This is a genomic window from Coprococcus comes ATCC 27758 (assembly GCF_025149785.1).
GTDB lineage: Bacteria > Bacillota > Clostridia > Lachnospirales > Lachnospiraceae > Allocoprococcus > Allocoprococcus comes.
In genome coordinates this window covers 848,286-874,411 of record NZ_CP102277.1, presented here as the reverse complement: position 1 = coordinate 874,411, position 26,126 = coordinate 848,286, and the positions used below count along the sequence as shown (strand labels likewise).

General features: G+C 43.5%; 21 protein-coding genes and 1 pseudogene. 8 read left to right on the top strand and 14 right to left on the bottom strand.

Annotated elements, in window-relative coordinates; all coding sequences use genetic code 11:
- Positions 1-38 precede the first annotated feature (38 nt).
- Entirely contained in the window at positions 39-401 is a 363-nt protein-coding gene (locus tag NQ556_RS04435) for a helix-turn-helix domain-containing protein (RefSeq protein ID WP_022220639.1), read from the top strand.
- An 18-nt stretch (positions 402-419) separates the two neighbouring features.
- Here the strand turns inward: NQ556_RS04435 and NQ556_RS04430 are convergent, their stop codons facing one another.
- Together NQ556_RS04430 and NQ556_RS04425 are read right to left on the bottom strand one after the other, a co-directional pair.
- Positions 420-2,240, bottom strand: a complete 1,821-nt coding sequence (locus tag NQ556_RS04430) for a DUF6320 domain-containing protein (RefSeq protein ID WP_008371958.1) — start codon at positions 2,238-2,240, stop codon at positions 420-422.
- A 3-nt stretch (positions 2,241-2,243) separates the two neighbouring features.
- Positions 2,244-3,170, bottom strand: a complete 927-nt coding sequence (locus tag NQ556_RS04425) for an alpha/beta hydrolase (protein WP_008371960.1) — start codon at positions 3,168-3,170, stop codon at positions 2,244-2,246.
- Between the two features lie 200 nt (positions 3,171-3,370).
- Here NQ556_RS04425 and NQ556_RS04420 point away from each other — a divergent pair, with 200 nt between their 5' ends.
- Positions 3,371-4,141, top strand: a complete 771-nt coding sequence (locus NQ556_RS04420) for a hypothetical protein (protein ID WP_008371962.1) — start codon at positions 3,371-3,373, stop codon at positions 4,139-4,141.
- Between the two features lie 136 nt (positions 4,142-4,277).
- Here the strand turns inward: NQ556_RS04420 and NQ556_RS04415 are convergent.
- From NQ556_RS04415 to NQ556_RS04405, 3 genes and pseudogenes are all read right to left on the bottom strand, one after another.
- Positions 4,278-4,739: pseudogene (locus tag NQ556_RS04415) on the bottom strand (PD-(D/E)XK nuclease family transposase); the annotation flags it as partial.
- Between the two features lie 357 nt (positions 4,740-5,096).
- A complete protein-coding gene (locus tag NQ556_RS04410) occupies positions 5,097-6,434 on the bottom strand; it encodes a CitMHS family transporter (protein ID WP_117555968.1) in 1,338 nt (445 codons plus the stop codon).
- 182 nt (positions 6,435-6,616) lie between these two features.
- A complete protein-coding gene (locus NQ556_RS04405) occupies positions 6,617-8,764 on the bottom strand; it encodes an ATP-binding protein (protein ID WP_008371970.1) in 2,148 nt (715 codons plus the stop codon).
- 114 nt (positions 8,765-8,878) lie between these two features.
- On the opposite strand from NQ556_RS04405, the gene NQ556_RS04400 reads away from it, so the two are divergent.
- A complete protein-coding gene (locus tag NQ556_RS04400) occupies positions 8,879-9,565 on the top strand; it encodes a response regulator transcription factor (RefSeq protein ID WP_008371972.1) in 687 nt (228 codons plus the stop codon).
- A gap of 345 nt (positions 9,566-9,910) precedes the next feature.
- Here the strand turns inward: NQ556_RS04400 and citG are convergent, their stop codons facing one another.
- The 6 genes from citG to NQ556_RS04370 form a co-directional block, all read right to left on the bottom strand.
- Positions 9,911-10,837 carry a triphosphoribosyl-dephospho-CoA synthase CitG gene (gene citG, locus NQ556_RS04395; protein WP_008371973.1) on the bottom strand — a complete coding sequence of 309 codons (927 nt, stop codon included), beginning with the start codon at positions 10,835-10,837 and terminating at the stop codon, positions 9,911-9,913.
- Between the two features lie 55 nt (positions 10,838-10,892).
- Entirely contained in the window at positions 10,893-12,452 is a 1,560-nt protein-coding gene (citF, locus tag NQ556_RS04390; RefSeq protein WP_008371975.1) for a citrate lyase subunit alpha, read from the bottom strand.
- A gap of 1 nt (position 12,453) precedes the next feature.
- The gene (locus NQ556_RS04385; RefSeq protein WP_008371977.1) at positions 12,454-13,353 is read right to left on the bottom strand and encodes an aldolase/citrate lyase family protein; all 900 of its coding nucleotides are present in this window, start codon (positions 13,351-13,353) and stop codon (positions 12,454-12,456) included.
- The gene (citD, locus tag NQ556_RS04380; protein ID WP_044998939.1) at positions 13,353-13,652 is read right to left on the bottom strand and encodes a citrate lyase acyl carrier protein; all 300 of its coding nucleotides are present in this window, start codon (positions 13,650-13,652) and stop codon (positions 13,353-13,355) included. The genes NQ556_RS04385 and citD overlap by 1 nt, the downstream gene beginning before the upstream one ends.
- 127 nt (positions 13,653-13,779) lie before the next feature.
- The gene (locus tag NQ556_RS04375; RefSeq protein WP_204575857.1) at positions 13,780-16,071 is read right to left on the bottom strand and encodes a hydratase; all 2,292 of its coding nucleotides are present in this window, start codon (positions 16,069-16,071) and stop codon (positions 13,780-13,782) included.
- Between the two features lie 438 nt (positions 16,072-16,509).
- Positions 16,510-17,436 (bottom strand): LysR family transcriptional regulator, encoded by a 927-nt coding sequence (locus NQ556_RS04370; RefSeq protein ID WP_044998941.1) that lies wholly within the window; start codon positions 17,434-17,436, stop codon positions 16,510-16,512.
- A gap of 145 nt (positions 17,437-17,581) precedes the next feature.
- On the opposite strand from NQ556_RS04370, the gene NQ556_RS04365 reads away from it, so the two are divergent.
- The 3 genes from NQ556_RS04365 to NQ556_RS04355 are packed head-to-tail and all read left to right on the top strand — an operon-like array spanning position 17,582 to position 20,028.
- On the top strand, positions 17,582-18,445 hold the full coding sequence (locus NQ556_RS04365; protein WP_204575855.1) for a DUF6282 family protein: 864 nt from the start codon (positions 17,582-17,584) through the stop codon (positions 18,443-18,445).
- Between the two features lie 26 nt (positions 18,446-18,471).
- Positions 18,472-19,767 carry an SLC13 family permease gene (locus tag NQ556_RS04360; RefSeq protein ID WP_008371990.1) on the top strand — a complete coding sequence of 432 codons (1,296 nt, stop codon included), beginning with the start codon at positions 18,472-18,474 and terminating at the stop codon, positions 19,765-19,767.
- 39 nt (positions 19,768-19,806) lie between these two features.
- On the top strand, positions 19,807-20,028 hold the full coding sequence (locus NQ556_RS04355) for a hypothetical protein (RefSeq protein WP_204575853.1): 222 nt from the start codon (positions 19,807-19,809) through the stop codon (positions 20,026-20,028).
- A 178-nt stretch (positions 20,029-20,206) separates the two neighbouring features.
- On the opposite strand, the gene NQ556_RS04350 is transcribed toward NQ556_RS04355, so the two are convergent.
- Together NQ556_RS04350 and NQ556_RS04345 are read right to left on the bottom strand one after the other, a co-directional pair.
- A complete protein-coding gene (locus tag NQ556_RS04350) occupies positions 20,207-20,746 on the bottom strand; it encodes a beta-class carbonic anhydrase (protein WP_008371993.1) in 540 nt (179 codons plus the stop codon).
- Between the two features lie 94 nt (positions 20,747-20,840).
- Positions 20,841-21,704 (bottom strand): LysR family transcriptional regulator, encoded by an 864-nt coding sequence (locus NQ556_RS04345; RefSeq protein ID WP_008371996.1) that lies wholly within the window; start codon positions 21,702-21,704, stop codon positions 20,841-20,843.
- A 208-nt stretch (positions 21,705-21,912) separates the two neighbouring features.
- On the opposite strand from NQ556_RS04345, the gene NQ556_RS04340 reads away from it, so the two are divergent.
- Together NQ556_RS04340 and NQ556_RS04335 are read left to right on the top strand one after the other, a co-directional pair.
- Positions 21,913-22,602 carry a DUF6198 family protein gene (locus tag NQ556_RS04340; RefSeq protein WP_008371998.1) on the top strand — a complete coding sequence of 230 codons (690 nt, stop codon included), beginning with the start codon at positions 21,913-21,915 and terminating at the stop codon, positions 22,600-22,602.
- A 174-nt stretch (positions 22,603-22,776) separates the two neighbouring features.
- On the top strand, positions 22,777-24,036 hold the full coding sequence (locus NQ556_RS04335; protein ID WP_008372000.1) for a dihydroorotase: 1,260 nt from the start codon (positions 22,777-22,779) through the stop codon (positions 24,034-24,036).
- A 51-nt stretch (positions 24,037-24,087) separates the two neighbouring features.
- Here the strand turns inward: NQ556_RS04335 and NQ556_RS04330 are convergent, their stop codons facing one another.
- Positions 24,088-25,776, bottom strand: a complete 1,689-nt coding sequence (locus NQ556_RS04330; RefSeq protein ID WP_204575851.1) for a Na/Pi cotransporter family protein — start codon at positions 25,774-25,776, stop codon at positions 24,088-24,090.
- Between the last annotated feature and the right edge of the window lie 350 nt (positions 25,777-26,126).

Below are 26,126 nucleotides of genomic sequence, written 5' to 3'. Positions count from 1 at the left end.
TAATGAACTTATACTATGTTTGAAGGGGGAACATTTTCATGAAAGATATTGGTAAAATTCTGAAAAACGCCCGTGAGAATAAAGAATATACCCAGAAACAAGTGATGGAATTGACCGGTATCCACAGAAAATCTCTGTCCGGTTATGAGAATAACGTTGCCGAGCCGGATCTCTCCACTTTCGCAACCCTTGCCAATCTGTATGGCATCTCTGCAGATGAAGCTTTGGAAATTGGTGAACCGGATCCTTCTGTTTCTTTGCTTCGTTTTGAATTCCAAGTTCTTTCTTTATTTAAAGAACTCGATGCAAAGCATCAGGAAGAACTTCTGATCCAGATCACCGCACTCGTCAGATATTTAAATGCAAAAAATATGGTGCCGCAAAATCATCAATCCAGATAATTTTGCGGCACCACCGATTTATACATGTAAATTCTTTTCCATTTCCTGACGCATTTCTTTTCCCTTGAAAAGCACCAGTCCGATCAGCATCAGCACGCCCATCCCAATTGAAATCACAGACGGAAATACAATTCGTACCTTACCAGTCAGCAAAAAGATAAATGGTAAGATCATTCCGTAAAGCGCCGCCATCACAAAGTACACCAGATAGTCCTTCGCCTGACGGTAATACACCCTCGATATGATCAGCATCGAAATCATAATCAAGCCACTGACTCCCGGAAGCACAAAGTCAATCGACCAACCATGCCAGCCGGTCAGCCAGTCCCAGATAATACAGCCGACTGTCACAATGATCAGCTGCCACATGGCATTCTTCAGCAGATTGTACCGCTTGAAGAAACCGACTGCGAGCGCCAACCACATACTGAACGCACCGCCGCACACAAACAGTGACAGATGGAAATTCGTATCAATGCTATAATCCACTCCCAGTGCCGCCACAATCGCGATCATGCAAAGAAATGTAAATATTTTGAAAATCTGCATTCCTTTCGCTTCTGTCATCACACTTTCCGGATACTCCACTTCAAGGATCTCAGGCTTTACTTCCTGCTCTTTCAGAATCTGGAAAAAGTTGTCCTTGATCGCATCACAGTCATATCTGGACGTAAATCCCAGATAAATCTTATCCCGGAAAGAACACATGCAAAGCTCTACCTTCGGCGTACTTGTATAAACACCAAAATACCTGATATACGTCTCATAGCTTTCCGGCATCCGGATGATTCCCATGTTGGAAAAAATAGCGGTCACATCACTTTCTGCCGTCCTCGCCCCGATATTGATACAGACATTTTTCAGTTCCAGCGGCGCAAATTTCAGGATTGGATGCACCTGCAAGGCGAAGTAATCGTTCATCCGCTTCTCCATCTTTTCCGCTGTCAGTTCTTCTTTAAAGCATGCATTTACTTTTTGCACAACATCTGTGAACTCTTCTTTTCCACCCTGAAAATGATATCCCGGTTCGATCCAGTTGAAGAAATTGAGCATTGTATTGGTCGGAAAGAAATTACGCAGATTTACCGGAACCATCAGTACAACCGGCTTGCTTTCCTGCCGTCTTGTCATTGTCCGGTGAATCGCACACAGATATACCGCAGTCAGAAATACCGTCATCGATACACCATAAGTCTTTGCCTGATGCCTCAGTTCTTCGACCGGAATTTCTGCCTCTGTCGTCTGCAGGCTTCCAAGCTCGCGCCGGTTTCCGCGAAGCTGATGCGCTGCCGGTTTTTTCTCCTTTTTGCGGTCTGCCTGACGGGAATAATATCTTTCAAATCCATCTGCTTCCTGATCGAAAAGGCTCTCCGAATACTCTGACAGAACCACATCCTCCAGTCCATCCTCATGATGTGCCAGATACAGATAATTTTTCACCAGCTCCCGTACAAATTCACTGGCACCGGTTCCGTCCGTCAGCACATGAAAGACCTCAAAATTGATTCTCTTTTTGTAATAAGTCACTTCAAAAAGCAGATCTCTCTTATCACGGATATAAAGGCTGCTGCACGGCTCCTTATACTCTTCTCTTACAACCGGTCTTTTATTACTCTGTTCCAGATAATGCCAGAACAGTCCCTTTCGCAACACGGACAGAAAGATCGGATATTTTTCCAGTGTCCTGTCTACCGCCTTCTGCAGGATCTCCTGCTGTATATCCTCTTTCAATTCACAGTAGAACCGGAATACACGGGTATCCCTTTTACTGCTCGCCGCCGGAAAAAGCTTCGCTGCATTGTCCAGCCTTCTCCAGTGCTTTACATTTGTCTGCGACATTTTCTATTCCCCCTCCAGAAAATGATTGATATATTCAAAACTTTCCTGTACATGCAGACTCCGGATTCCCAGTGCAAAATATCCGTGAAGTGCATCCTTGATCCGGTGTACTTCCACCCGGTTACCTGCCTCTGCAAGACGTCTTCCATACGCTTCTCCCTCATCCCGGAGCGGATCAAATTCTGACGTCAGGATCAGTGTATCCGGCTGTCCTGACAGATCTTTCTCCAGAATCGGTGCAAAATATGGGTTTAACTTGTCCTCTTCCGAACCTGCATAAAGATTGATATAATCTTTTAATTTGCCTGCCGTCAGAAGATAATCCTGCCCGTTCTCCCTTACAGAAGAGAACAGACTCTTCTCTGAATAATCATTATTGACTGCCGGATAGATCAGAATCTGTCTCTTTGGCATAAATTCGCCACGATCCCGTGCCATAATGGACAGTGCAGCTGCCAGATTGCCACCTGCACTGTCTCCAATCAGAGTAATATCCTCCGGCTTTGTATCCGGATGCGTATACAATGCTCTTGCCACGGCATAGCAGTCCATAAGCCCGGTCGGGAACTTGTGCTCCGGCGCCAGGCGGTATTCTACTGCTGCTACAGTCTGCCCCGTCGCCTGTGCCATCCGGGAACATACTCTCTCATAATTTTCCACATGCTCAGTCGCCCATCCTCCTCCGTGAAGGAAAAGCATGATCTTTCGTCCCTTGATCTGATCTTTTTCCAGACACGATGCTTCATCCGGGAAAAATACCCGGATCGGAACTTCATAATCGCCATTATATACCTGCAGATCCATTTTTTTATAAAAAATTTTCATCGGATCCAGTCTTTTCAGATCCGCAAGCTGCCTTGATACTTCTACATCAATCCCTCCAAAAGACAGGATTTTCAGGATTGCTTTTGTTGCTATATTGATCGCCATATTTTTCTGTCCTCATTTATTTTTTCATACAGATTTATTCTACCATAGAATGATGTCCCCTACCACTCTTTCTCTTTCCATCTTTGCTACATTAACCCATTTTCAATTTTTCAAATTTCACAATCATCTCATTATTTATTTGACACAGACTGTCAAAACAGTTACCATACACTTATGCACAAGGAGGGTGTATTTGTTTTATGAATAATAAAAAAAATATAGACGACTATTTTGATGACAACTTTGAAGTAACTTATACAGGCGATCTCCCGTCGATCCCTGTGGGGCAGGATGATTATGACGACCGGTATGACGACACAGACTATCTTAACGATTATGAAACTGACGACTACTACGATGAAACAGACAGGCTTGCTCCTGATTATGACGATGATTATGAAGAAGAGGATTCTTATTATGACCGCCAAAGACCAGCCAGACGGACAGAACGGAGAAATTCCCGCAGACGTCCCGATTCCTCTTCCGAAGAACTGGCTGCTCCAATCCGGAATATTGCCCGCACCGGAAGTACTGCCGCTGAGAAACTGACCACTTTCATCCTTCGCCCGGCACCGGTTCTGATGTCCGCCATCATCCTGGCGATTACCTTTTTTTCATTCTGGAATCAGCTGTCTGATTATGGAGATATCAATACACTGACATCCAATCCAGATCTTACTCTGATTGCTTATCTGGCTGTCGGAGCGGTTATGCTGATCTGGATGCTGTCTACGTTCTTTTTCACATTAAGTGGCATCCGGCACGGAACCGGACGCGGACTTACTTATTTTGTCCTGGTATATGTTCTGTCCTACCTCTTCAGTCTAGCCGCAGCTGCAATTCCTGCTGATGTTCAGTTGCTGACCGGTATCCGAGGCGGTATCCTGGTATTTGGTTCTCTTTACCCGGCATATTTTCCATTCTGCGTGGTGGGAATTATTACTTGTATTTTGCGGAAAGTTTTGAAGTAAAACATTCCTCATACTAAGGCATATGCCTTAGGGCATCCTCATATGGTGTTTTGCTTTATAAGTGAACAACAACTAATTACATGCGAAAAAAGAGTAAGTCAAATCACTCATCTATCTGATTTGACTTACTCTTTTCTTACTTTTGTTTCATTCCTGATGTGTTTTCCAACTTTTGTACTATTTTTTCTATATCATATTCCGGTGCATAGGTATTGGCAATATCATAGATTCTCTGTATCGTCAAGACATCCTCTTCCAGAAAATCTGCAATTTCCTCTGCTGACATCCCTTTTTGCAATTTTTTTATAACAATTGAAACTAATGCTTCCCTATACCCTTCTTTACGCCCTTCTTTACGTCCTTCTTTACGTCCTTCTTCACGACCTTCTCGCATCCCAATTATTTTTGCACTTTTCATAAACGAATTATGATCCCACAAAATTTTTTGTCTTTCTTCGTATTCTCTTCTTTTTCTTTCATCTGCACTCATCTTCTCCAGACATTCATAAGCTTCTTTAATATATTCATTTTGCTCTGCCATCTTTGCAAAATCCTTTCTGTTCTTTCCGCTCATAAATCGCATCCACTGGATGATCCCAGTTTCATTCTGACTTTTCTACTATAAATATTTTAACATACTGTCATCCTTTGTAAAGGCAAACTCCCATACTTCTATATTTTCTTTTGCTTTGTTCATTGTCGGGAGTTTACTCGAAAATTGAGCACCGAAAATGAGATACCTTCTGATTATGGTTAATTAGATACTTTTTCGATTTTAGAACTAAATCGAAGTAAAATAACTCTATCACATTTTCCTGAAATCTTATACCCTGCATAACATTTTCGAGCACTTTCATTGCATTTCAATCATCAGACCATTTTATATGCATATCCAAAAAAATCCCGTACTCCATGTACAAATCACATGAAATACAGGATCTTTTTATTTATCTAACTAGAATTTGATAACTCCAAGAATTATACCTGAGATCAGACAGATAATACTTACACCCCAGATCCAGAAGAAACTGTTCTTGATGTGATCTTTGATCTCCACACCGGCAAGTCCGGTTCCAAGAAAAGTAGCAGGAACAACCGGGCTGATGAAAGTTGCACAGTTACGGCAAACAACCATTGCAATGGCAATATGTGCCGGATTTACACCGAATTCGTTTCCGATTCCGATCAGTACCGGAAGCATTCCGAAGAAGAAAGAATCGGTATCAAACATCAGTGTAAGCGGTACTGATACCAGACCTACAATAAGCGGTAAAAATCTTCCCATAGACTGTGGAACCACGTTTGCAAGTACATTAGCCATATGAGTCATGATCTCTGTTTGCTGCATAACTCCAAGGAATACACCTGCACAAAGAATCGTAGATGCCATGGTAAGTGCCGGACCTGCATGGGATTTAATAATCTTACCCTGCATTTTTGCACCCGGGTAGTTTACAAAAAGTGCTACTGCACATCCTACCATAAAGATATAGTAAGACGGTACCTTTGCAAGAACCAGGTTTACGATCACTACCAGTGTTACGATTACATTGAATACAAAGAGTTTCGGTCTTGCAAGCTCATTCTTTTCATCATCTGTTACGGCTTCATCTTCAATTCCGCCATACTCGATCTTTTCTGCTGAAGAAGTGCCCGCACCTCTCTTCTTTTCGATATTTCCCCAGATAAATGCTGTTCCAAGTGCAATAAAAATACCTACAACCTGCATTGGAATGATCTGTTTCCACAGTGCATTTGGTTCAATTCCAAGGACAGTAGCCGCACGCATTGTCGGTCCACCCCATGGCAGAAGGTTCATTACACCCATTGCAGATACACAGATGAGCATCAGAGTTGTCGGTCTCATATTCAGACGTTTGTAAACCGGGAGCATTGCCGGAATTGTGATCAGGAATGTAGAGGCACCGCCTCCATCCAGATGTCCGATCATAGCAATGATACAAGTCATCATGGCAACACCGACTACATTACTTCCGACTTTCTTCATCAATGCATTGATGATCTTGTCGAACATTCCTACATCTGTCATAATTCCAAAGAAAAGTACAGAGAAGATAAACAGTGCTGCAGTACCATGTACTCCTGATACACCGGCTGTTACAAATTCCCCCATTTCTTCAATCGTAAATGTTCCGGTTGCTACAAGGATCGCACCTGTTACAGTTGATACACTGACAAATGCAAGAGCCGGTACCGTTACATTTCTTAAGAGCAACGCAATCACAATAATGATGGTTGCAAATCCCAATAAGGCAAGCATTGCTTCACTCATGGCATTTTCTCCTTCCTTTTGTACGGGTACTTTTTCGTACCATTTATTTGATGATTCCATTATAAAAACCCAACCTTACACTCTTACAGATTCCTCCTTACATTTTGTTAAGGTAAATCTTTAAAAGTATTAAGGTTGGGTTTGTCTTATCTTACACCTTACAGATATCTGCGTCTTTTTTCTTATACCGGCTGGCTGGCACAATTCCGAATTGCCTCAAGAATCGCGGTATCCGATACCGGTTTTTCTACATATCCGTCAATGATTCCTTTCTGCCGGGCCTCTGCCATCTCACGATTGACTCCATCAATAATAATAAGCTTCAGCATGTCCGGATATCTGCCTGCAAGCGACATACAGAAATCCACTCCACTGCAATCCTCCATCGTCTCGTCTACTACCAGCACATCTGCCTGCTGCTGTTCCAGACATTTTTGCAGTTCTTCTCTTTTCATACAGGTCTGAATCTGGATCCCGATCTTCTCAAAATTCTTTTTCAGCAGCTGCAATACCTTTGCATTGTCATCTGCCACCACGATCCGATAATCCTTTCTGGGAATATTCTGCACAATCTGTGGCATATGCTCTGTATCCAGTACCGGAAGGTAGATATGAAAGGTACTTCCTTCTCCTTTTTTGCTCTCTGCATAAATATATCCCTTATGTGAAGTAATAATCTGCTCCGCAAGTGCCAGTCCAAGTCCGGTACCCTCTCCCCCTTTTTTCGTTGTAAAAAATGGATCAAAAATCTGACGCAGCGTCTCTTTATCCATTCCACACCCATTATCTTTCACCTGGATATGGATATACTTTTTCCATACATCCGAAAGCTTTTCAATCACTCCCTGAGCCAGTTTTTCTTTTTCTTCTGAATGGCAGGATATTCTGATATTTCCTTGATTTTTTCCAATCGCATGCACCGCATTAACGCAGACATTTAAAAGCACCTGGTTCAGCTGTGTCGCATTTCCAAGGATCATTTCATCATCTACCCGAAACTCACTTTCCATATGGATCAGAGGCGTACAGACAGATTCCATCATCCTTTCTGCACGCGTCATGAATTTCTTTATCGAAATATTTTTATAAACGGTCTCTACATTCTTTCGACTCAGGGACGAAATCTGGCGCACTACATCCTTTGCTTTTTCCGAAGCCTCATAAATTTCTTTTGCACTGTCCTGTTCTTCTGATCCTTCCGGAAGTTCCATCATCAGAAGCTCTGCATATCCCATGATCGGAGTCAGAAAATTATTGAATTCATGTGCGATACCACCTGTCATAGTTCCCATGATCTGAAGTCTTTGCTGATGTGCGATACTCTGCTCACTCCGATGCATTTTTTCCAACTGCTCATTCAGTTCTTTCAGATCATTGATCTCCCGCACAGCTCTTCTCATATCACGCATCACTCTGCCAAATAAGACAACCGCAATACCGGCAGCCAACAAAATACCAACAAAAATACATACCATTTTCAAGAAACCTTCAGCTATCGGTTCGTACAGATCATCGTAGTCGATCACCGCACTGACTACCCAGAAGCTGTCTCCGATCTGAACCGGAGAATATGCACTGATTTTCTGTACTCTCGGACGTTCTTCATTTGTCCACCAATACGAATAATAATGAGAAATACCTTCTTTTCTCTTCTTCTGATCCTCAATCATCTTCTCCAGACTGGAGTAATCCAGATCCGGATACATTTTCTTCCTTCCTGCAATAACCGGAATTCCCCACTGTTCTTTCTTCGGATGCATGATGATCGTTCCTTCTGCATCTTTGACTACAATGTATCCATTCGTTCCGATGTGAATTCCCGAAATCAGTTTCTGATAATATTTTTCCGCATCGATCATCAGACAGATCTTTCTCCCATCCTTCAAAATACGCTTATATACATTATAGATTTTCCCATCTGTATCTTTTTCCATATAAATGCTATTCTTTGCCGAGCTTTGAGTGAGCAGCTGTGAACTTACAATCTGTACATCCTTGACACGCTCTGAAAGCTTTCCCTGTTCGTCTTCCAGGTACAGATTCGTGATAAAACTGGTCTGTGTGTCTATAAATTCCCGATACAGTTGTTTTGCCTCATCCTGCGGTCTGTTCTCTGCTGTTTTCGCAAGAAAACTTAAACTTTCCTCATATTCCTCTGCGGACATCGCCATATTTTCACTCAGGATTCTGGTTGTCAGGAGCATCTGTTCCTCCTGGTTCTGCATCAAAGTATCTCTGTACTTTTTCCAGACACCAAATCCTGCAAATACAAGAATTACGATTAAAAAAAGTGGAATCGCAGCAATCAGTGTCTTTTTGTTTTTCTTCATATATTCTCGTCCCCGGTTTGTTATCAATTGACTTGTTCTCTTTCTAATATTATAATGTTTTTTATAAGTTGTATAGAATTTTATTGAAATTTTTACTTTTGGGAGGTTGCCTCAATGGCTGACAAAATACTGATCGTAGATGATGATCCGGCAATCTGTAAGCTGCTGGAAAAGGTAATGCACAGCAATGAGCTGGAAACAACAACAGTAAACTGTGGCATGGATGCTCTGTCCATCCTGAAAAATCATACATTTGACCTGATCCTTATGGATATTATGCTGGGAGATATGGAGGGATTTGAGGTCATCAAACGGCTTCGCAATCAGGGGATCAGTACACCGGTTATGATCGTCAGCGGACGTAATGAAGACTATGATTCTCTGTACGGGCTTTCACTTGGAGCGGATGATTATATCACCAAGCCGTTCCGACCGCTTGTACTTGGTGCCAAAGTAAAAGCACTGATCCGCCGCAACAAGAATCTGGTACTCGACAATTCCGATACTCTGGAATGCGGTCCATTCAGCTATGATACCACAACCATGCGTTTTTACAAAAATGGCGAAGAACTTATCCTTTCTTCCAAGGAGTCTGCACTTCTTCTGCTTTTTATGAAGCATCCGCAGCAGGTTTTCACCAAGGATATGATCTATGAGCATGTCTGGGGCAATACGGTTGCCGTTGATGACAATGCGATCATGGTCTACATCAACCGGCTTCGTGGTAAGATTGAGGATGACAGACAGAATCCGGCGTATATCCTGACAATCCGCGGACTGGGATACCGTTTTGTTCCGTAAACGACCTTTTCATCAAGAAGAGGCTCCATCCAGAATCTTCTCCTAATGAATAAGAAAGAATGTGCCTCGGCACATTCTCGCGCTGAGCGCCAGTGGCGCTCGTTAAGCAACGACCGAAGCGGAGCGTAGACCGCTTGCGACATTCTTCATCTTCGTGCGAGTGCGCATCTCCGGCACGCAGTGCCTTTTATTTCATAGGAAGTTCCTTTGGAATTTCCTATGAAATAAAAAGATGACTTTTCACCCGCTCATTTGTGAAAAGTCATCTTTTTTATTCCTCACCAGTCTGGTGCAGTCCATATTCATGGCAGAAAATTTGATTCCCGTTCTCAGTTATTATACGCTCTATTTTACAACTGGAAAGAGGTTCAGGATTGCCCCGTTCTCGTTTGGAATTTTATTGCACAGCATCGCAAGAAACAGTGAGGTGGCAAGTAGATCGGCACACCCACCCGCGCTGATACCACGCTTTATATAATCCGCATCCATACGGATCAGTTTGTCTAACGCATCTTCTGAGTAGGCTCCGCCTTCCTCCAGAAACTGCATCGCTTCCATCTGTACCTGATAGAGTACTGACGGATTCTTTCTCGATAAAATGTTGGAATCCTGCACCCGGCTCATCAGTGCAAAAAGGATCTGTAATTTGATCCGGTTCCACTCCATTCCCCGCAAAAGTCCATCCTCCAGTACCGGAAGCGCAATATGAAAAACAGATGGGTATCCAGCAAGCGCTTCCCCGCGAATCCCTGTAGTCCCGTATTGTACGAGATTTTTCTCACCGTTACTTTTCGCAGGTTCCTTTCCCAACATCTCAATTTCGGCTCTTAAGATCCTGGCAGTCATCTTCTGCTCCATCCGAAGGATGGATTGTAAAGTAACCGTTCCGTCTTCCTGGATACATCTTCCCGCTGCCGCACTGAATATTCCAAGGGTAAAGATCATCCCTTTATGTGTATTCACATGTCCGGTTGCCCGATACATGGCTTCCTCCGCAAGCATTCCGGTCTTACGGATTTCACGGAAAAGATCTTCCGGCGTACAGGTCAGCTGATATCCCTGGTATGCCATTCTAACAAACCACGGATACAACGCCTCTGCACTTCTTTCAAAGGTCTGCACATCCATATCAGTGTGGGCACCACAGGAATACGGATCTACAAGCCCCGGTTTGGGAACCGTATAGACTTCCTCAAGCAGCGCCTGATACGCCATCCGGCCAATCGATTCTGCAAAGTATTCTGCTTTCTCTACTGCCTGATTCTTTCCCATACGGTTCTCCTTTTATATCCAATTGCCAATAACCTGTAAGTTTTCCGATCAGAATTTAATCATCAAATTCAAACGGCTTGATCTGACGGACAACATCCATGATGGTACCGTCACGGCTTTCAATGACACCGACAACACGATCTCCAAACTGTACCTTCTGTGGTTCCCCCGCGATAGAGTAAGCGATATCACGTAACTCTTCGATGGTCTTAAATGGAAGGTCTACATCTTTCATTGCTTCGATCAGATCCTGTCTCTTCGGGTTGATTGCAATACCATAATCTGTGATGACAACGTCTACACTTTCTCCCGGTGTTGTGACGGTTGTTACGTCTGTACAGATTGCCGGTGTTCTTCCCTGAAGAAGCGGTGCGATAACGATGGCACATTTTGCTCCGGCTGCTGTATCCGGATGTCCACCCTGCGCTCCTGTGATCATACCATTAGAATCTACAACAACGTTACAGTTGAAGTGTACGTCAACTTCCAGAGCTGCAAGAATTACGAAATCCAATTTATTGACAACTGCACCCTTGTTGAACGGGTTCGCATACTCACCTGCACTGATCCGGAAATGATGCAGATCTTTTACAGATTCTACAGCTGCAAGGTCAAAGTCCTGTGTATCCAGAAGTGCATCTACCTGACCGTTGATCAGAAGGTCACACATCGGCTTTGTAAGACCACCCACACCAAAACGCATACGGATATTTCTTTCTTTCATTACCTTTGCAAGTGAAATAGTAGATGCGATAGAAGCTCCGCCGACACCTGTCTGATAAGAGAATCCGTCTTTGAAATACGGTGTATTTACAACGAACTGTGTACAGTAATCAGCCATCATCAGCTTTCTCATATCTGTGGTCGGTTTTGCTGCACCTGTTGCGATCTTCTTCGGATCACCGATCTGGTCTACTTCTACAACATAGTCTACCTTTGTCATTGAAATATGTGCCGGAAAGTTCGGGAACGGAACCATGCAGTCTGTGATTGCTACGACTTTGTTTGCATGGAAAGCATCTGACATTGCGTAGGAAAGTACACCACAGTCAGATTTTCCACCGATACCACGGCAGTTACCGTACTCATCACAGGTAGGAGTTCCGATAAATGCGATATCGATCTGTGTCTCACCTGTTACCAGGGCACGTACACGTCCGCCGTGGGAACGCATGATCGCAAGACCTTTTAATTTACCATTGGAAATAGCTTCTCCGATCTTTCCACGCACACCGGATGACTGGATATTTGTAATGGTTCCATCTTCAATATATTCTACCAGAGGATCATGTGCTTTTCCAAGAGAGCTTGCACAAATTGTAATGTCTTTGATTCCCATATCGTGGATCTCTTTCATTACCATATTTACAACGTAATCCCCTTCACGGAAATGGTGATGGAAGCTGACTGTCATACCGTCTTTGATGCCACATTTTACAAGAACATCATGGATACTGTCTACCATCTTGCTTCCGTTGGAATTGATCACACATTCTACTTCCGGTCCGTGTTTTTTATAGACATGTCCGTCAAAATGATGAACACCCTGAAATACTTCTTTACCAGTTGCTTTTAAAATCTCTTCCGGGATATCTCTACCTACTGCGTTAATCATCTTATAAATCCCCCTTATACACACCTGAAGCTTTTGCAAGCTCGATTGTTCTCTTTGCTCCGTCATAGAAAGCGATATCGATCATCTTACCATCTACTGTAAATACACCGATCCCCTGTGCTTTCTTTGTATCAATTTCACGGACAACTTTTTCTGCGAAAATGATATCTTTCTGTTTTGGTGTAAAGATTTCATGTACAATGTTGATCTGTCTTGGGTTGATGATGGATTTTCCATCAAACCCCATCAGGTGGATATTCTCAACATCCTGACGGAAACCATCCATATCATCAAGGTCTGTGTATACTGTATCAAAGCACTGTACACCTGCCGCTCTTGCTGCGATTACCATGTTCTGTCTTGCTCCCATGAGCTCGATTCCGGTTCCGGTGATGTGTGTCTGAAGGTCTTTAGTGTAATCTCCGCCGGAAAGGGCAATTCCGAAAAGTCTTTCGGAAGATTCGCAGATATCAAGTGCACGCATCACACCTCGTGCTGATTCAATAGCTGCCATGATCAGAACGCTTCCTTCTTCACGTCCGAAATCTTTTTCAGCCTGAACAACTTCAGCTTCTACCACTTTTACGTCCTGTGCGGATTCTGTCTTTGGAATACGGATCGCATCACAACCGCCTGCTACTGCGCAGCGGATATCTTCTTTCCAGTAAGGAGTGTCCAGTCCGTTAATTCTGACAACACGTTCACATCCTCTATAATTAATCGTCTTAAGTGCATGATAAAGAGAAAATCTGGCTGCATCTTTCTGGTTTTCTGCAACCGCATCTTCCAGATCAAGCATGATGGAATCCGGTTTGTAAATATAAGGATCTTTGATCAGTCCCGGTTTCTGTGCATTTAAAAACATCATAGTTCTTCTAAGTCTTTTTTTATTCGGATTCATTATCTGATCGCACCTCCCCACGGTAAATCTTCGATCTGTCCTACCGAACGGTAAACAGCTGCTTCGATTCTTGCTTTGATCGTACAGTCAAGAGCTCCTTTATCTACGATTGTAAGCTTTACATTATCGATTCCCAGATTTTCCAGTGTTTCATAAGCTACTTTCTTAATCTGGTTTCCATACTGATTGATCACTGCGCTTTCCAGTGAAAAATCAACTTTTCCTTCTCCGGCTTCTACTGTTACCTGGCAGTCACTGGATTCTAATGTTCCTGCAATTGCAGGTTTCTTGATTTCCATTCGTGCTTCCTCCTTAACATCCATTTGCATTAGTATTTGCTTCGTTGTGTTTATCATAGGGCTCTTACCTTACAGAAACACCTATGGTTTTCTTAATATTTATTAAGGTTTGTAATTTTAAATCATTCTACTGATTTTTTCTTGCTCTGTTATAGTTGATCAGGCATCCGGCCTTTACAATCTTCCGCTCATCCGATGTCATATCTGCCACATAAAGCGAAATTTCTTCTGCTTTTCCCTGTCTGATCACATAAGCTTTAATCTCCTTCATATCCCCATCCAGTGCCTGACGGATATTCGGAACAAAAATATAATCACCGACTTCAAATCCCGGTTCTTCTTTCATCTGGAACGGAATCATTCCCCAGTTCATTACATTGGAACGATATCGTTTTGTCGCATATTCCTTTGTGATATTCGCAAGACCGCCGATCACTCTCTGACAACTTGCTGCCTGTTCTCTTGCGGAACCATCTCCCGGTTTCACCGCATAGATCATACTTCCTGTTTCCGTTTCTTCCGGTCTGATCTCTCCAAATCCCGGAATACCATGGATCACCTGGTAAACTTCTGTAAGTTCCGGATAAACTTCTGTCAGATTTTCTCCTGCGATTCTTGATTTTTCAATCTTATCCACTGCTTTTGAACGTCCCACATATTCCGGATCACGTCTGGAAAGTGTGAATTCTGCAAGTCCTAAAGGATTGGAACGGTAAGAAGATGTCTCTCCGGATGGAATCAGTTCATCTGTTGTTGTGACAGGATCCATAATTTTTGAGCATACTTTCAGAAGAATGTTGTCTGTCAGCGCACTCATTTCCGGCCAGTCTTTGATATTCGGTCCGTATACCAGATCTTTCTTCTCATCGCCCTTCTGGAAACCATAATAAATGCGGTTTCTGTAAACAGTATCGTCAAAAGTATATTCCGGTATCTCTCCCCAGCAGTCAAATTCTTCTGCTGATGTAAGGAATCCCTGGTTTGCCGCTGTTGCTGCGATGGAACGGGCATCCATAAGCGCAACGGCTGACATCTGTCCGTTTCCTGGTTTGGATCCTTCTCTGTTCGGGAAATTTCTGGTCGTATGACGGATACTGAGTCCGTTATTGCACGGCGTATCGCCTGCACCAAAGCACGGTCCACAGAAAGCTGTACGGATGATTGCTCCAGCTTCCATAAGGTCTGCCGTAATTCCTTTTCTTGCCAGATTGATAAATACCGGCTGCGAAGAAGGATACACCGCAAGTGAAAATTCTCCGTTCCCACAGTTTTTTCCTCGCAGGACATTTGCTGCTTCGACCACATTGGTGTAGTTTCCACCGGCACATCCTGCGATCACGCCCTGCTGAACCTTCAGCTTTCCATCCACGATCTTATCCGTCAGTGTGTAGTCTGCTCTTCCATTTCCTACGTGTGCTGCTTCTTTTTCCACTTCTCGCAGAATGTCTCCAAGATTTGCATTTAATTCATCAATTTCATAGGTGTTACTTGGATGGAACGGAAGTGCGATCATCGGTTTTACTGTACTTAAATCAACGTAAACACATCCATCATAATAAGCCACATCCGCCGGGTTTAATTCGTTATAATCTTCTCCTCTTCCATGAAGTGTAAGGAACGCCCTGGTATCTTCATCCGTTCTCCATACAGAAGAGAGACAGGTGGTCTCTGTCGTCATTACGTCGATTCCGTTTCTGTAGTCGGTCGTCATGGTTGACACTCCAGGTCCTACAAATTCCATAACCTTATTTTTTACATATCCGTTTTTGAATACCGCACCGATGATCGCCAGTGCAATGTCCTGCGGTCCTACCCATGGATTCGGTTTTCCATCAAGGTAAATAGCGATTACTTCCGGACGGTTTACATCATAGGTGTCACAGAGCAGCTGCTTTACAAGCTCTCCACCACCTTCACCGATCGCCATAGTTCCAAGAGCACCGTATCTTGTATGTGAATCAGAACCAAGGATCATCTTGCCGCATCCTGCGAACATTTCTCTCATATACTGGTGGATGACTGCAATGTGTGGCGGAACATAGATACCACCGTATTTCTTGGCAGCTGAAAGTCCAAACATATGGTCATCTTCATTGATTGTTCCCCCGACTGCGCAAAGTGAGTTATGGCAGTTTGTAAGTACATACGGAATTGGGAATTTCTCCATTCCGGACGCTTTTGCTGTCTGGATGATTCCGACAAATGTGATATCATGGGATGCCATTGCATCAAATTTAATTTTCAGTTTATCCATATTTCCGGATGTATTATGTGCTTCCATAATGGAATAAGCGATAGTTCCTTTTCTCGCCTCTTCTTTACAGACCGGTTTTCCGGCAAATGCTTCTGCCTGGTTTTCTTCCTCAGCAAGTCTGGTTCCCCCTACCAGATAAACTCCTTTGTCATACAGCTTAACCATTCTTGTTTCCTCCTACTGTTTTGATTGTTTTCCTAGATTTGATCGTTTTTAAGATTTGGCTTTTCCTGCTTTTATCATAAAATACTTTATTATCATTTTCAAATATGGAAAATCGTAGTTTTATATCGGTTTTACCGATAGCAGCAAATAAGAAAGAATGTGCCGAGGCACATTCTCGAGCCGAGCGCGTTGCTGAGCGCCAGTGGCGCTCGTTAAGCAACGACCGAAGCGGAGCGTAGACCGCTTGCGACATTCTTCATCTTCGTGCGAGTGCGCATCTCCGGCACACAGTGCCTTTTGTTTCATAGGAAGTTCCTTCGGAACTTCCTATGAAACAAAAAACAAGCCATAAATACATTTTCACACCGAATACGTATTTATGGCTCATAGTGCCTCACATTTTATAGAAAATTCTATTTGAATTTTCCACTCCAATTTTTAACCTAAGATATCATATTTCTCATCCGAATAAACTTCCCGGATTACCTTTTCCAGTTCGATTGCACCTTTTGAATGATATTCATCCGTAGAGTACGCCACTCCAAGATCCAGAAATTCTCCTTCTTTTCCGATCCTGATATACTGGATATCTTCATATTCTTCCGCACAGGACTGATAGGTAAACGCTATTCCCAATCCCTCTCTTGCCATCGCGACCGCCATCGCTGCGGAAATGTCGTTGTGATCTGACTTATATTTTAACTTTTCCCTGGTAAACAGCCTCCGGCTGAACCTGCCAAGGATCGTATCATATCCACTCATAATGAATTTGTAATCCCCGGTTTCTTTCAGATCGATCCAGTGGATCGGCATCCCTTCCGTCTGATGCATTGCTTTTGTAACCGGGTGACTTTTATTCGCCACCAGAATAATCTCATCCTTTTTCAGTATTTCAACCTTATTTTTTAATTTTGTTACCGGCATCGCGATCACTGCAATATCAATCTTTCCGTCCAGAAGCAGTTCTTCAAGACATATACTGTTATCCTCTACCACCTGAACCTTTACATTTGGATATCTTTCATAAAATTTCCTTAATATCGTTGGAAGCTTGCGCCGTCCACGAAAGGAACTGATCCCCAGAATTACTTTGCCCGACTGCAGATTTTCATTATCCCACAATTCATTCTTTGCCCTCTGATATTCGAGCAATATCTCCCGAGCATGCTCGATAAATCTTTTTCCACTGTAAGTCGGCGTAATTCCTTTTGATGTCCGCACAAATAATTTGGTTCCTATTTCACTCTCAAACTGATGTAAAAACTGGCTTAATGATGACTGCGCCATATAGAGCCGCTCTGCTGCCCTTGAAATACTTTCTTCTTCTGCAAGTACTGCCAGATATTTTAGTTCTTTCATGTCCATAATCCGAAATCCTCCCATCGTTTTTTCCGATACACATCATCTTTTTTTCTCTATTGCGCCTATATATCGTCTATTATAAAATAGAATCAAAGATTTGGCAATCCTGCACAACGCAGATATATTTTTTTTGAAAGGACTCACAAATATGAACAAAGATTTTTTGAAGAATATTATTGATATGCATGTTCATACAAACCCGGATCTCCGTCACCGCAGATATGACGATTTTGAGCTGATGGAAGCCGGAATCCGCGTCGGCGCACGTGCCATTGTAATTAAAACACACCAGGGTTCAACGGTTGACCGCGCTTTTCTCTGTAACCGTCATAACGAAATCGTCCACCAGGGTGATAATCATTTTACAATGTACGGAAGTATCACTCTGAACCGTCAAATAGGCGGAATCAATCCATTTGCTGTCGAAAGCGGACTGAAATTAGGTGGAAAGGTTGTCTGGCTTCCGACACAGTGGGCAAGAAACCACCGCCGGCAGATGAACCAGTCCACCGACCAATGTGTCGATATCATCCGTGATGGGAAACCGGTTTCTGAATTAAAGGACGTATTTCAGCTGGTCAAAGATTTTGATGTGGTTCTTGGCACCGGACATCTCTCTCCGGAAGAATGCTTTCGTGTCATCGAAGCAGCACGAAATGCGGGTGTCAAAAAAATTGTTGTCACCCATCCGGAATGGTGGCTCGTCGGAATGAGCCTGGAAGATCAGATCCGGCTGGTAAAAGACTACGGTGTCATCCTGGAGCACTGCTTCGCCCAGCCACTCGGCCAGGGTAAATATAAGAGCAACCTTCCGATGAATCTTGAAGCGATCAAAGCCTGTGGCTACAAGAATGTTATGATCAGCACAGATGGAGGTCAGGTCGAAAATCCTGCATGGGAAGATGCACTTTACCAGTATCTTCAGTACCTTGCAGACCATCAGATCCCGGAAGAGCAGATCTACTACATGACTCATACGATCCAGGCTGGACTTCTCAATCTTACTCTTTAAGATAAATTCATTAAAGGAGATTTATTATGCTTAGTTTCATCATCATAGCGGCAATCTTTATTGCCGTAATCATTGGATATAAAACTGGTTTTAACACCGGATTTTTTGCAATCGTGTTTGCCTATCTGATCGGTGCTTTCCTTCTTGGCATGACACCAAAGGAAATTATCAGCGGATGGCCTGTCAGTACAATGTTTGTCATCTTTTCCGTATCACTGTTCTATAATTTTGCACTGGCAAACGGAACTCTCGAAAAAACTGCACGCTGGCTGCTGTATGCATTCCGCAAGGCTCCGGGGCTTCTTCCTTTTGCCCTCTATGCAGCCAGCGCAGGAATCGCCGCACTTGGAGCCGGATTCTTTACAGTCATGGCTTTTATGGCTCCTCTGACTCTTCTGATCTGTGACGAGGCAAAGATGAGCAAACTGGTCGGGGCAATCGCAATCAACTGCGGTGCACTATCTGGTGCCAACTTTATGACCAGCGGAAGTGGGATCATTTATCGCGGACTTATGGAAGGAGGCGGCTATGCAGACCAGTCTTTCCGCTATACTGCTGTCATTTTCATCGCAAGTGTGATCTTTTCCCTGCTTCTGATCGCTTTTTTCAGATACGTTCCGAAAAGCAACCGTCAGATCGGACAAGGTGTTACCTTTGATAAACCGGAACCTTTTACAGATCTTCAGAAGAAAAATCTTTCTCTGATGATCACCATGATCCTGGTCGTCCTTATTTTTCCGGTTCTTCATATTCTTTTACCTGATATACAAGTAATCACTTTTATTAACAGCAAAATGGATGTCGGACTTGTAGCAATCATCTTCTCAGCAATTGCACTGTTCCTGAAACTTGCGCCTCAGAAAGAAGTGATCGCAAAAGTTCCGTGGAATACCATTATCATGATCTGCGGTGTCGGTATGCTGATCAATGTGGCAATTTCTGCCGGAACCATCGACCTGTTAGCTTCCTGGGCCGGAAGCAGTCTCCCGGCCTGGTTCATTCCGATCGCATTCAGTCTGATCGGTGCGGTTATGAGCTTTTTCTCCAGCACCTTAGGTGTTGTATGTCCGGCTCTCTTTCCACTGGTGTCCTCTCTTGCCCATACAGCAGGAATCGATCCGATGATTTTATTTACCTGCATCGTGATCGGTGCACAGAGTTCAGCGATCTCCCCGTTTTCATCCGGCGGAAGCCTGATCATGGGATCATGTGCTACAGAAGAAGAACGAAACACAATGTTCCCGAAGCTTCTGTTCCAGGCAGTTCCGATCAGTATGATCTCTGCGGTTTTATTTAATACAGTATTATCTTTTCTTTTATAAATAACAAGTTAAATTTTATTTACTTAGGAGGATTTATCAATGACTGCCTATGGTGTAGATGCACTCAGTACTGCACTTACTATGGTAATCGGTAAAAATCTTGCTCTTATGGTAAGCCCTCTGGTTCCCGCCACCTATCTGGCAACCGGTCTTGCCAATGTTGAACTGAAAGATCATATGAAGTTCAGTATTCCATGGTACTGGGCAATCAGTGTGATTATGATCGTTATTGGTGTGATTCTTCAGATTATACCACTGTAAATGAATAGGAAGTTCCTTCGGAATTTCCTATGAAATGAAAAGAAGGGAAACCGCAAGTGGCTCCCCTATATAGTAACAGCTATTTATATGACAGCCGTCAGCTATTGTAGTTGGCGGCTATTTCCATTTACCCTTGAAAATCTCATAGCAAAGACCTACAAGGGCAACTTTGTTTCCCTTACACTTCCGTAAGCGCCCCTGTCTCCGAATCCATAATGAATCCCTTGATCTTAATATCCTTCGGCATCAATGGATGTGTCTTCAGTGTATGCACAGTCTCTTCTACCGACTTCTCCACAGATTCAAATCCACCCAGCCATTTTTCCAGATCAATTCCGCTGTGTCTTACGATATCAATATGTTCTTTGTCGATTCCGCGCTCTACCAGTTCTCCTAACAGTTCATTTCCATCCATTCCCTGCACGCCGCAGTCAGTGTGTCCGATGACCATAACCTGCTCCACACCAAGCTCCAGAATCGCAACCAGAAGGCTTCTGACCACACTTCCGTATGGATGCGTAATGACTCCACCTGCATTCTTGATAATCTTTGCATCTCCGTTTTTCAGCCCCAGCGCTGCCGGAAGAAGCTCTGTCAGACGGGTATCCATACAGGTCAGCACGGCAAGCTTCTTGTTCGGGTACTTGCTGGTCAGGTACGGCTCATAGCCTTTATTTTCCACGAATTTCTTATTATACTCTACAATCTGTTCTATCATCCTGTGTAACCTCCCATTTGATTTTCACAACGATATTTCATAAAACAGATTATAGACTTTTTTTCTCTGTAAGTGCAAGGATTCTTAATGAATTTTAATGATGTTTTTTCTTCCAGTACTGAAAAAATGCCTCCTCCTGCTCTGAGCGGATTCCATACTTTCTTCTCGCAATGTAGAATTTGGAATTCCACCCTGAAGTCTTCACCGGAATCGTCACCACATTATGCAACCGCACGATATCCATATACGGCAATACGGAAATCCCGAACCCATTCTCCACAAGTCCTGTGATAACTTCAATCTCTTCCGCAGCACATACCGGCTTTACCTTAATTCCTTCTTCTGCAAAAATCTGCTCCTGCAGAGTACGGAAACCGCTGGTCTTGGAAAACATGATCTGTGGGTATCCAGCTGTCTCTTTCAGACTGATCCGTTCTCTATTTTCAAGCGGATGTCCCTTCGGAACCACTACTGCGATATATGAATCCCGAATCGGATAATATTCGATCTCATCCGATTTCAAAAGATCCGAACAAAAGCCGATATCATATTTTCCATCCAAAAGTCCTTCTGCGATCTCCGGTGTCATCCGATTGTAGATGATAAATGGAAATGTCGCCCCAAACTCTTTCAGCATATGTGGAATCGTCCCCGGTGCCAGAGGATACACACTGCCGATCCGCACCGTTTTCTCTTCCGTCCGAAGTCCTACCGCCCGCTCTTCCAGACGAAGATACGCTCCCAGAATTTCATCCACATCCTTCATCAGCTCTTTGCCGTAATGACTCAGGCTCACATTTCGCCCTTCTTTTTGAAACAGCGGAACTCCGTACTCTTCTTCCAGCGACTTGATCGCATGACTGAGTCCCGGCTGTGAAATATTCAGTGCCTTTGCCGCCTTTCCGTAATGCTGGATTTTTGCCAGCTCTGAAAAATATTTTAAATATTCGATATTCATATATTCCCTCTTTTATCTTCCGCAGTCATCTTATTTTTCAAAATCAACTCTTTACTCTCCATTATCTTAGCATATTTCATTCTATTTTAGAATCAGTTCATTCAAAATAATCATTTGTTTTTATCAGTTTTCTTCATTATAATGAGAAACAGATTAAATATAAAATTTTTGTAAATTATTATCTATCAGGAAAGAAGGATTTGTACCTATGAATAAAAAAAAATTTCATCTGGCCGGAGAAGTCGCTCTGCTCATCGTCCTGCTGATCAATTCACTCGGCGTGGATCTGATGTCAAAAAGCGGATTCGGGATCTCAACGATCTCCTCAGTGCCGCTTGTATTTAACATCGCCTTCCCGGTGTTCAGTTTCGGAACATGGAATTATATTTTCCAGACACTGCTTGTCATTACACTGATGATCCTCAAGCGTTCATTCTGCCCCGGCTACCTTTTCTCTTTCGTAGTCGGGATCGGATTTGGAAAAATGATCGACGTACACAACGCATGGATCCAGGCTCTGCCGAACTCCCTGCCTCTTCACACGATTTATTTCCTGGCAGGATTCTTACTGGTATGCTTCGGTATCTGCCTTGCCAACAACTGTATGCTTCCAATCATCCCGACAGATATCTTCCCTCGCGATCTGTCCGGTATTGTAAAAAAGAACTATAAAATCGTTAAGACAACCTTCGATCTCACCTGTCTGACGACTACTGTGGTTCTTTCCCTTGCAATCCTCCACGGATTCTATGGCATCGGAATCGGCACTGTCTTCTGTGCATTCCTGACTGGAAAAACCGTTTCCGCCATCCAGAGTTTTCTTGGAAAACACGTGGAATTCTACCGTGCAACTGGGAAAAAGAGAGTTGCTCTTGAAAAGAATATGAGACATGCATAAAAGAAAAAAGATTTCAATTTTGATACATACCAGATCGGATACATCAAAACTGAAATCTCTTTTGGATTCTGTAGCCAGTCTTATTTTCTCAACTTCTCCTGTCGCATTGACAAACCTTTTTCCCATCCCGTATACTAGAAGCAGACTAATATCCTGCAAGGAGGCTTAACTACTATGATTATCAAAAACGGACTTGTCATCGATCCTGCTTCCGGACTTTCCGAAAAAATGGATCTTCTGATTGAAGATGGCATCATCAAAGAAATGGCATCCCTGATTACAAAAGAAGGAGAGGAAGTCCTTGACGCAGCCGGGCTTGTGGTTGCACCGGGACTGATTGACACCCACGTTCATTTCCGTGATCCGGGATTTACTTATAAAGAAACCATCCACACCGGCGCACTTGCCTCTGCAAAAGGCGGTTTTACTTCCGTGATCTGCATGGCAAATACTTCCCCGACTGTGGACTCTGTTCCGGTTCTCAAAGACAACCTTTCGCGTGCTTCCAAAGAAAAGATCCGTATCTTCCAGGCTGCTTCGATTTCCTGCAACCTGAAAGGGCAGGAAGAAACCGATATGGACGCCTTAAAAGAAGCAGGCGCATGTGGATTTACCGATGACGGGATCCCACTTCTAAACGCAGAATTCTGCTTCCACGCAATGGAAAAGGCGGCAAAGCTTAACGTACCGGTCAGCCTTCACGAAGAAGATCCTTCTTTCATCCGCAACAACGGAATCAGCCACGGAAAGGTATCCGATGCGCTTGGCATCTACGGTTCTCCTTCCATTGCAGAAGAATCTCTGGTTGCAAGAGACTGCATGCTGGCACTGAAATCCAGCGCCGATGTTGTGATTCAGCATATCAGCTCCGGTATCTCTGTCGATCTGGTTCGTACTTATAAGAAAATGGGTGCAAAACTTCACGCCGAAGCCACACCGCATCATTTTACACTGACGGAAGACGCAGTCCTTGAGCATGGAACACTTGCGAAAATGAATCCGCCGCTCCGTACCGAAAAGGACCGTCAGGCGATTATTCAGGGACTTGCAGATGGAACCATCGACTTGATTGCCACCGACCATGCACCGCACAGCAAAAAAGAAAAAGCAAAACCAATCACCGAAGCTCCAAGCGGAATCATCGGTCTGGAGACTTCCCTTGCCCTTGGCATCACAAGCCTTGTAAGACCGGGACATTTATCTCTTATTCAGCTTCTGGAAAAGATGACCATCAATCCTGCAAAGCTTTACCACCTTCCATACGGACAGCTCGCCGAAGGAAAAGCAGCTGACCTTGTGATCTTCGATGAAAACGAATGTTGGACTCCAACCGAGTATGCATCCCTTTCATCCAACTCACCATTTACCGGAACGCCTATGTATGGCAAAGTGAAGTATACGATCTGTGGTGGGAAAATCGTATATCATGATTAAAAAAATCCACGGACTTTGAATCTTCTAAAGTCCGTGGATTTTTCCATCTTCTTATTTTTCTTCCAGCATAAAGTATTTCATACTTGTTCCGCTTTCCGCCACATCCGCAAGATTGATACAACTGTTTCCCATACGGTCGATCAGATGCAGGATATTGGTAAACGGAGCAGTAAGGCTTGCCTTACATTTTCCTTTATTGACACGCTCAATATGCGCTTTCCGCATCTTGATATCCAGATCCAGAAGCTTATCCTTTCGCTTCATCATCTTGCCTGGTTCGATACCATCATCTCCCTGCAGTGCCTTCAGAGAATCACAGAACATCTTATTCAGTACCTTCAAACTCTTCTGCAGCTCATCCATCGCTTCCGGTGTATATTTATACTTCCGGTCTGATCTTTCCAACATACATTCTGCCATTTCCACACTTAAGGTTCCCATACGTTCCACATCGCTGAGTACACACATGAGGCTCGCCGTCTGCGCTGCCTGCTGCTCGGTCAATAAACCTGAAGAAAACAAAGCTGCAAGATATTCGGTAATACACTTTCCAAGGCGTTCAACCTGTTCTCCGTTTTCTTTCAGACCGTCAATGGATTTCACTTCTTCATTTTTCACAAGCTCAATCGTTTTCTTCAGAATATCTCTTACCTGGTCACTCATACGGAAAATCTCTTTTGCCACAAGCTGCAGCGCTGCTGCCGGCTGACTGATGATATTTTCATCCAGATAAATCGGGCTGCCTGGATCTTCAACACCTTTTTTGCCATCCGGAATCAGTGTCATGACAATCTTCACCATCAGTTTAATCAGGCATACCCAGATCAGTGTCATTGTGATGTTAAATACAGTATGTGCATTTGCAATCTGTCTGGAAATCGCTTCAATCTCCGGACCTTTCGGCGAAATGTTCTGGATCAGTGCCGCAAATGGTTTTACGAACCAGATAAACAAAAAGCAGCCGGAAATATTAAAAATACAATGCGCCACAGCGGTTCTCTTCGCATCTTTTGACTGTCCGATACTGGCAAGGAGTGCTGTGATCGTTGTACCGATATTATCACCTAAAAGAATCGGGATTGCTCCTGCAAGCCCAAGTATACTCGTAACCCCGTCCGGTCCCGGCTGGGAAGCGAAGTTCTGCAAGACTGCGATCGTTGCACTACTGCTCTGTACAACCAGCGTCATAAATGTACCAACTGCCACACCAAGTACCGGAATATGTGCAACCCGTCCGATCAAGTCTGTGAATACCGGACTGGATGCCAATGGTTTCATGACATCTCCCATTGTTTCAATTCCAAGGAACAAAAGACCAAAGGCAAAAATCGTCTGGCCGATACTTTTTACTTTCTCTGATTTTGTTACAAATGAAATCAGAAATCCTATAAAAATAATCACATAAATATAGTCACTGATCTTAAACGCAATAATCTGCGCTGTCATGGTTGTACCAATATTTGCACCAAAAATGATGGAAATTGCCTGTGGCAGGTTCATCAGTCCCGCACTTACGAAACCGATCGCCATAACTGTCGTCGCACTGCTGCTCTGGAGTACCGCGGTTGTGAGCGCACCGGCAAGCACACCCAGAAGCGGATTCTTCGTCAGAAGTGCAAGAATGCTTTTCATTTTATCGCCCGCCGCCTTTTGCAGACATTCACTCATCATATTCATTCCATAGATAAAAACTGCCAGACCGCCAAGCAGTCCAAAAATGATCTGAATTTTCTCGTTCATGTTAATTCCTCTCTCAATTTACCCTGTGTTTGTTAATATCTTTTAAACTTACTTTTTACAATGATGTCTTCCCTTTCAGCTCATTTTCCATTTTATCTGTGGTCTATGCAATTCCAATCAAATCTATGTTAAGTTTAGGTTAAATTTTCTTTCTTCTATCATTTTTCTTTCCCATGATCATAGTTATGTAAAATCACATTCTCGCGCCGAGCGCGTTGCTGAGCGCCAGTGGCGCTCGTTAAGCAACGACCGAAGCGGAGCGTAGACCGCTTGCGACATTCTTCATCTTCGTGCGATTGCTCATCTCCGGCACGCAGTGCCTTTTGTTTCATAGGAAGTTCCTTCGGAAT